The organism is Actinosynnema sp. NPDC059335 (genome assembly GCF_042752395.1).
GTDB lineage: Bacteria > Actinomycetota > Actinomycetes > Mycobacteriales > Pseudonocardiaceae > Actinosynnema.
Map to the genome: position 1 here is coordinate 1 of NZ_JBHYXZ010000194.1, position 7,789 is coordinate 7,789.

A 7,789-nucleotide genomic window follows, 5' to 3' on the forward strand; every position below is an offset into this window, starting at 1 on the left:
GCCCTACCGCGCGTGTCAAGGGGGCACTCCCACCCCTACCCGCACCTGACGCTGGAACCGCCCCCTTGACGCGTGCGGTAGCCCTTGTGGAGGTCGGCGGGATGACACGAAACCCGACCCACGACGCAACCGGGGCTTCACCACCCACCCCCGTCATCCTGCTGATCTGCCCGTCCGGCGAGGACGCTTTTGATCTTTTGCCCTCCACGCCCCACCCCTGAACGTTGAATTCGGGGTACCCGAACGTAGGACTCTCGCGCTCTGAACGTACGACTCACGCGTTCCGAACGTAGGACACACCCGACGCGAACGTAGGACACGCGCGTTCTGAACGTAGGACACGCGCGACGCGAACGTAGGACACGCGCGAGGTGGTCAGGCTTCGTCGAGGGTCGAGACGAAGCGGGAGATGGCCTCCGGGGTCAGCTTCTGGGCCAGCCGCCCGGCCGGCGCCATGGACCCGAGCCGGTACAGCGGCCGGTCGGCCGCCGCCAACCCCCGCGCCTCCGCCCGCAACTGCGCCACCAACAGCTCCGAGAACACCAACCCCGGCGCGTCCCCACGCCCGGCCAGCACGTCGGCCAGCTTGCGCAACGGCAGCACGCCCTGCTCCCGGCCACCCGTCCCCGCGTAGATGGCCAACGCGAGGTTGATCGCCTTCCCCCCACCGCGCACGAACAGACCGACGGTCCGCGTCCCGCGCACGTCCGTCACCAGCAGGTCCAACTGGTCGGCCGCGCGCAGGTCCACCGACCGCGTCCCGAACGCCCGGACGGACAGCACGTGCCCGTCCAACCACACCCGCCGCCGCGCCTCCGACCACGCCAGCAGCAACAACGGCACCGCGAACACCGCCGCCGCCACCAACCCGGCCGTCCGGCCAGCGAGCAGCCCCAACAGCCCGCCGAACGCCGCCGCGACGATCAACGCGCCGATCGCGACCGTCCGCGCGCGCTTGCGCACCGCCTTCGGGTCGAGCAGGTCAAGGGGGATCCGCTCGCTCACCGGCCCAACGCCTCCAGCACCGAGGTCACCACGTCGTCCAGCGGCACCTCGCGCTGGTCGCCCGACGACAGCTCCTTCACCTGCACGACCCCGGCCTCGATGTCGCGCTCGCCCAGGACCAGGGCGAACCGCGCGCCCGACCGGTCGGCGCCCTTCATCGCGCCCTTGAGGCCCTTGCCGCCGTACGACAGGTCGAACCGCACCCCGGCCGCCCGCAGCGGCGCGGACAACGCGATCAGCCGCGACTTCGCCGCCTCGCCCAGCGGCACGCCGTACACGTCGCACCGCGCCGCGTCACCCGGCGACACGCCCTCGACCTGGCACGCGAGCAGCGCCCGGTCCACGCCGAGGCCGAACCCGACCCCCGACAGGGGCTGCCCGCCGAGCTGCTCCATCAGCCCGTCGTAACGCCCGCCGCCGCCGATGCCGGACTGCGCGCCCAACCCGTCGTGCACGAACTCGAACGTCGTCTTCGTGTAGTAGTCGAGCCCGCGCACCATCCGCGGGTTCTCCACGAACTTCACGCCCAGGTCGTTCAGGTAGCCCTTGACCTGCTCGTAGTGCGCCAGCGACTCGGCGGACAGGTTGTCCACCATCAGCGGCGCGTCGGCGACCAGCTCCCGCACCTCGGGCCGCTTGTCGTCCAGCACGCGCAGCGGGTTCAGCTCCGCCCGCCGCCGCGTCTCGGCGTCCAGCGGCAACCCGGCCAGGAACGCCTGCAGCTTCTCCCGGTACTGCGGGCGGCACGTCGAGTCGCCCAGCGAGGTCAGCTCCAGCCGGAACCCGGTGAGCCCGAGCGCCCGGAACCCGGCGTCGGCGATCGCGATGACCTCGGCGTCCAGCGCCGGGTCGTCCACGCCGACCGCCTCCACCCCGACCTGGTGGAACTGCCGGTAGCGCCCGGCCTGGGGCTGCTCGGCGCGGAAGAACTGGCCCGCGTACGCGAGCTTGACCGGCAGCTGGCCGCGGTCGAGGCCGTGCTCGATGACGGCGCGCATCACGCCCGCCGTGCCCTCGGGCCGCAGCGTGATGGACCGGCCGCCGCGGTCGGTGAACGTGTACATCTCCTTGCTGACCACGTCCGTCGACTCGCCGACGCCGCGCGCGAACAACGCGGTGTCCTCGAAGACGGGCAGCTCGATGTACCCGTAGCCCGCCCGGCGGGCGGACTCCACGAGGGTGTCCCGGACCGCGAGGAACGACGCGGAGGTCGGCGGGAAGTAGTCGGGCACGCCCTTGGGAGCCTGGAACGGGGTGCCGGAGGACGGGGTGCCGGAGGACGGGGTACCGGCAGACGAGGTACCGGCAGACGAGGTGCCGGAGGACGGGGTGCCGGAAGAAGGAGCGGAAGGCGTGGTCACTGTTCTCTACAGTCCTCGGTGCGGTGCGGCCGGCGCGTCCGGTGAGCCCAGCTCCAGCAGGAACGGGTTGCTCACGCGCTCACGGCCGATGGTCGTCGTGGGCCCGTGGCCGGGCAGCACCACCGTGTCGTCGGCCAACGTCAGCACCTTCGTGCGCAGCGACGTCAGCATGGCGCGGTGGTTGCCGCCCGGCAGGTCGGTGCGCCCGATGGAGCCGGCGAAGAGGGTGTCCCCGGACAGCACGAGCCGCCCGCCCTCCTCCGTCCCGGCGCGGAACATCACCGACCCGCCGGTATGGCCCGGTGTGTGGTCGACGGTCAGCCGCAGGCCGGCCAGGTCGAGGTCGACGCCGTCGGCCAGCTCGCGCACCTCCCGCGGCTCCCTCGTCTCCAGGTTGCCGCCGAAGAAGGCGCGCGACTCGGCGCTGATGCCCTTGAGCGGGTCGGCCAGCATCTCCCGGTCGTCGGGGTGGATCCACGCCGGGATGTCGTTGCCGTCGCACACCGGCGCGACGGAGAACGTGTGGTCGAAGTGCCCGTGGGTCAACAGCACGGCGACCGGGGAGAGCCGGTGCTCGCGCAGCGCGTCGGCGATCGGCTCGGCCGCGTCCTGGCCGGGGTCGACCACGACGCACGGCCCGCCCGCGCCCGTGGCCAGGACGAAGCAGTTGGCCTGGAGGGCGCCGGTCGGGAACCCGATCACCAGCACGGGATCACCTCTCGAACGGCAACGGATCGACAACGGATCCCTGTGGACCCCGGTCAGCAGCCTATCCGGCATACACCAGTCACATGCGCGCCCCCTAGACTGCTGACCGATCGTCGCCGTCGACGTTGAGATCAGGGAGGTTGCAGGTGCCGACCAACGTGCAGCGCCGCGAGCAGGCCAAGCGGAAGCTGGAACGCCAGCTCGTCCGCAGGGCGGAGCGCGCGAAGCGGCGCCGGATCATCGCCGTGGTCGCGACGGCGGTCACCGTCGTCGTCGTGGCGGGCGGCGTGTACTTCCTGGCCACGGCCGACTTCGGCAGCACCGGTGACGACGCGGCGGGGGCCAGCTCGACCACCCCCGCCCCGATCCAGATCCCGACCGAGGTCAAGGCGCTGCCGACGCGGCCGACGCCGATCGCGGACCCGGCGACCTGCGAGTACCGGCCGTCGAAGGAGCCCGCGTCCAAGGAGGGCACGAAGGCCCCCGAGGGCAGCGCCCCGGCGACCGGCACCGCGACCGCCACCATCAAGGCCAACATCGGCGAGCTGAAGCTGACCCTGGACCGCGCGCTCGCGCCGTGCGCCGTGAACAGCTTCATCAACCTGGCGAAGCAGGGCTACTACGACGGCAGCACCTGCCACCGGATCGGCACCGAGGGCCTGCAGATGCTGCAGTGCGGCGACCCGACCGGCACCGGCACCGGCGGCCCCGGCTACACGTTCGATAACGAGACGTGGCCCGAGCTGACCTACGGCCGCGGCTACCTGGCCATGGCGAACGCCGGTCTCGACCAGGAGACCCAGAAGGGCACCAACGGCAGCCAGTTCTTCATCGTCTACGGCGACGCGCAGCTCTCCCCGGACTACACGGTCTTCGGCAGCATCGACGAGGCCGGGCTGAAGCTGATCGACGACGTGGCCCGCGCCGGCCACGACGGCTCGTTCGACCCGTCGCCCGGTGGCGGCAAGCCGAACAAGGAAGTCAAGTTCGAGTCGGTGACGGTGGCCTGACCGACTCCCCTGACCGGAAGGGACGCGCAGGGGCCCGGCTCTCGACGGAGCCGGGCCCCTGCGCCTTCCCCGTCGGCCCGGACGAGGCCGACAGCCGGATGGTCGCACCCGCCGATGACGTTTCGCTGACGCGGACGGTCCTCGCGGCAGCCCGCGAACCCACCGGCGCTCTATCGAGGAACGACAATTTCCACGCGATACTCGATACCTACTTCCCAGGCGATACCCGATACCTACCGAGCACCGCGGGAACCGCAGCGCCGAACACCGACCAACACCCACGCCGCCACGCCACGGCCCACGACGTCAACGCCACGGCGGTCCGACGCCCATGACGCCACCGCTCACGACGCCGACGTCACCCGGTACACGTCGTACACGCCCTCGACGCTGCGGACCGCCTTCAACACGTGCCCGAGGTGCTTCGGGTCGCCCATCTCGAACGAGAACCGGCTCACCGCGACCCGGTCCCGCGACGTCGTCACCGACGCCGACAGGATGTTGACCTTCTCGTCGGCCAGCACCTTCGTCACGTCCGACAGCAGCCGGTGCCGGTCCAGCGCCTCGACCTGGATCGCCACCAGGAACACCGACGAGGACGACGGGGCCCACTCCACGTCCAGCAACCGCTCGGGCGTCTTGAGCAGCTCGTCGGCGTTGGTGCAGTCGGTCCGGTGCACCGACACCCCGCCGCCCCGCGTCACGAAGCCGAGGATGTCGTCACCGGGCACCGGCGTGCAGCAGCGCGCCAGCTTGACCCACACGTCCGCCGCGTCCTTGACGATGACGCCCGCGTCGCCGGTGACGCGACGCCGCGTCACGGTCGACGGCGTGGACCGCTCCGCCAGCTCGTCCTCGGCGTGCTCCACGCCGCCGAGCTGCGCGACCAGCCGCTGCACCACGTGCCGGGCGGAGGTGTGCCCCTCGCCCACGGCCGCGTACAGCGCCGACACGTCCGGGTAGTGCAGCTCCTTCGACAGCGCGCCCATCGAGTCGGCCGACACCAGCCGCTGCAGCGGGAGCCCGACCCGCCGCACCTCCTTGGCGATGGCCTCCTTGCCGACCTCGATGGCCTCTTCCTTGCGCTCCTTCGCGAACCACTGCTTGATCTTCGCCTTGGCGCGCGGCGAGGCGGCGAACGACAGCCAGTCGCGGGACGGGCCCGCGCCCTCGGCCTTCGAGGTGAAGATCTCGACGACCTCGCCGTTCTCGAGCTTGCGCTCCAGCGCGACGAGCCGGCCGTTGACCCGGGCCCCGATGCACCGGTGCCCGACCTCGGTGTGCACGGCGTAGGCGAAGTCCACCGGCGTGGACCCGGTCGGCAGCGTCACCACGTCGCCCTTGGGCGTGAAGACGAAGATCTCCCGCGCGGCCAGGTCGAACCGCAGCGACTCCAGGAACTCGCCGGGGTCGGCGGCCTCCCGCTGCCAGTCGAGGAGCTGCCGCATCCAGGCCATCTCGTCGACCTCGACGCCCTTCCCGCTGTGCGTGCCCCGCGTCTCCTTGTACCGCCAGTGCGCCGCGATGCCGTACTCGGCGGTCCGGTGCATGTCGTACGTGCGGATCTGCACTTCCAGCGGCTTGCCGTCCGGGCCGATGACCGTGGTGTGCAGCGACTGGTAGACCCCGAACCGGGGCTGGGCGATGTAGTCCTTGAACCGGCCGGGCATGGGCTGCCACAGCGCGTGCACCACGCCCATGGCCGCGTAGCAGTCGCGCACCTCGTCCACCTGGATGCGCACGCCGACCAGGTCGTGGATGTCGTCGAAGTCCCGGCCTCGGACGATCATCTTCTGGTGGATCGAGTAGTAGTGCTTGGGCCTGCCCTCGACCTTGGCCGTGATCCGGGCCGCCTCGAGCTGCTGGTACAGCTCCTTGATGACCCCGCCCAGGTAGGTGTCCCGGGACGGCGCGCGGTTCGCGACCAGGCGCACGATCTCGTCGTACTTCTTCGGCTGGAGGATGGCGAACGCCAGGTCCTCCAGCTCCCACTTCACCGTCGCCATGCCGAGCCGGTGCGCGAGCGGGGCCAGGACCTCCAGCGTCTCGCGGGCCTTGCGGGCCTGCTTCTCCGGCGGCAGGAACCGCATGGTGCGCATGTTGTGCAGCCGGTCGGCCAGCTTGATGACCAGCACCCGGGGGTCCTTGGCCATGGCGATGACCATCTTGCGGATGGTCTCGGCCTCGGCCGCCGCGCCCAGCTTGACCTTGTCGAGCTTGGTGACGCCGTCCACCAGCAGCGCGACCTCGGTGCCGAAGTCGACCCGGAGCTGGTCCAGCGAGTAGTCGGTGTCCTCCACCGTGTCGTGCAGCAGGGCCGCGACCAGCGTGGTCGTGTCCATGCCCAGCTCGGCGAGGATCGTCGCCACCGCGAGCGGGTGCGTGATGTAGGGGTCGCCGGACTTGCGCCGCTGCGGCCGGTGCTTCTCCTCCGCCACGTCGTAGGCGTGCTGGAGCAGCGCCAGGTCGGCCTTGGGGTGCAGGTCGCGGTGGACCGCCGCCAGCGGCTCCAACACCTGCTTGACCGGCGCGGCGCGCTGGGCCGTGATCCTCCTGGCGAGCCGGGCGCGGACGCGCCTGGTCGCCGACGGCGGCCGCGCGGGCACGGGCTGCGTCGTCTGCGCTGGTTCGGTGTCCTGGCTCAACCACGCTCCTCGGGTCTAGGAACCGAGGATAACTCCGTTGGGTGGTCCGCCTCGCCGACGAGCCGACGAGCGGTGCGGTTCACACGACGAGCAGCACCGGCCGTTCGGTCCGACCAGTCGCCCGGCGAGCACGTCCGACCAGCCCGAACCCGTCCGGAACCGCGGCCACGCGCGCTCCTCGGCCACGCCCGCGCGCCGCGGTGGCGACGAACACACCCGGTTGGGTCAACGGCCCCCGACCGGCTAGTATTCCGTGCGTAACGCGAAGGGGAGTAGCCCCCAACGTCCCGGTCGACACACTGATCCGCTCGCGGATCCGGTCGGACGGCCTCGCCTCGGCGGGGCGGGCGAGACCTTCGATCCAGGCACAGCACAGTGCCGGGTCGAGGTCGCCCGCAGTTCGCGCCCACGGTCCGGCGCGCGGAGCACAAGGACCGGTTTCGAGATGGACGCAGTCCTGGTCGGCACACTGGTGTCGTTCTGGGTGATCTTCGTGGCCGAGCTGGGCGACAAGTCGCAGCTCATGGCCCTGACCTTCGCCACCCGCTTCAAGGTGTGGCCGGTGCTGCTGGGCATCACCCTGGCCACCGCGCTGGTGCACCTGGCCTCGGTGGCCATCGGCGCGGGGTTGGGCGCGGCCCTGCCCACCGGGTGGATCAACCTGATCGCGGCGCTCGCGTTCATCGGCTTCGGCTTCTGGACCCTGCGCGGCGACACGCTCACCGACGAGGAGAAGGCCAAGGCCCAACGCGTGACCCGGTCGGCGGTGATCGCGGTCGGCACGGCGTTCTTCCTGGCCGAACTGGGTGACAAGACCATGCTGGCCACCATCACGCTGGCCACCGACCACGGCTGGTTCGGCGTGTGGGTCGGCTCGACCCTGGGCATGGTCGCCGCCGACGCCCTGGCGATCGTGATCGGCCGCGCCCTGGGCCGCAACCTGCCGGAGAAGGCCATCCGCTACGGCGCGGCGGCCCTGTTCTTCCTGTTCGGCATCTGGCTGGCGATCGACGCCGTGCGCGAGCTGGTCTGACACCGGTGCGCGGGGCTCCGACCGAGC

General features: G+C 71.4%; 6 protein-coding genes. 2 read left to right on the top strand and 4 right to left on the bottom strand.

Annotated features, from left to right (window positions below):
- Positions 1 to 375 precede the first annotated feature (375 nt).
- The 3 genes from ACFXGA_RS36025 to ACFXGA_RS36035 form a co-directional block, all read right to left on the bottom strand.
- Complete coding sequence (locus ACFXGA_RS36025; protein WP_378096185.1) at positions 376 to 1,005, bottom strand: hypothetical protein; 630 nt, start codon at positions 1,003 to 1,005, stop codon at positions 376 to 378.
- Positions 1,002 to 2,237 carry a histidine--tRNA ligase gene (gene hisS, locus ACFXGA_RS36030; RefSeq protein WP_378096188.1) on the bottom strand — a complete coding sequence of 412 codons (1,236 nt, stop codon included), beginning with the start codon at positions 2,235 to 2,237 and terminating at the stop codon, positions 1,002 to 1,004. Before hisS ends, ACFXGA_RS36025 begins: the two co-directional genes overlap by 4 nt.
- A gap of 135 nt (positions 2,238 to 2,372) precedes the next feature.
- Positions 2,373 to 3,074, bottom strand: a complete 702-nt coding sequence (locus ACFXGA_RS36035; RefSeq protein ID WP_378096191.1) for an MBL fold metallo-hydrolase — start codon at positions 3,072 to 3,074, stop codon at positions 2,373 to 2,375.
- Positions 3,075 to 3,220: 146 nt separating this feature from the next.
- On the opposite strand from ACFXGA_RS36035, the gene ACFXGA_RS36040 reads away from it, so the two are divergent.
- Complete coding sequence (locus ACFXGA_RS36040; RefSeq protein ID WP_378096194.1) at positions 3,221 to 4,084, top strand: peptidylprolyl isomerase; 864 nt, start codon at positions 3,221 to 3,223, stop codon at positions 4,082 to 4,084.
- Positions 4,085 to 4,428: 344 nt separating this feature from the next.
- Here ACFXGA_RS36040 and ACFXGA_RS36045 read toward each other — a convergent pair whose 3' ends face one another.
- The gene (locus ACFXGA_RS36045; RefSeq protein ID WP_378096197.1) at positions 4,429 to 6,729 is read right to left on the bottom strand and encodes a RelA/SpoT family protein; all 2,301 of its coding nucleotides are present in this window, start codon (positions 6,727 to 6,729) and stop codon (positions 4,429 to 4,431) included.
- A 445-nt stretch (positions 6,730 to 7,174) separates the two neighbouring features.
- Between ACFXGA_RS36045 and ACFXGA_RS36050 the strand changes: the two genes are divergently transcribed.
- On the top strand, positions 7,175 to 7,762 hold the full coding sequence (locus ACFXGA_RS36050; protein WP_378096200.1) for a TMEM165/GDT1 family protein: 588 nt from the start codon (positions 7,175 to 7,177) through the stop codon (positions 7,760 to 7,762).
- The last annotated feature ends 27 nt before the right edge of the window (positions 7,763 to 7,789 follow it).

Coding starts and splice junctions, on each gene's coding strand:
- ACFXGA_RS36050 (WP_378096200.1), top strand. CDS start 7,175: ATGGACGCAGTCCTGGTCGGCACACTGGTGTCGTTCTGGGTGATCTTC.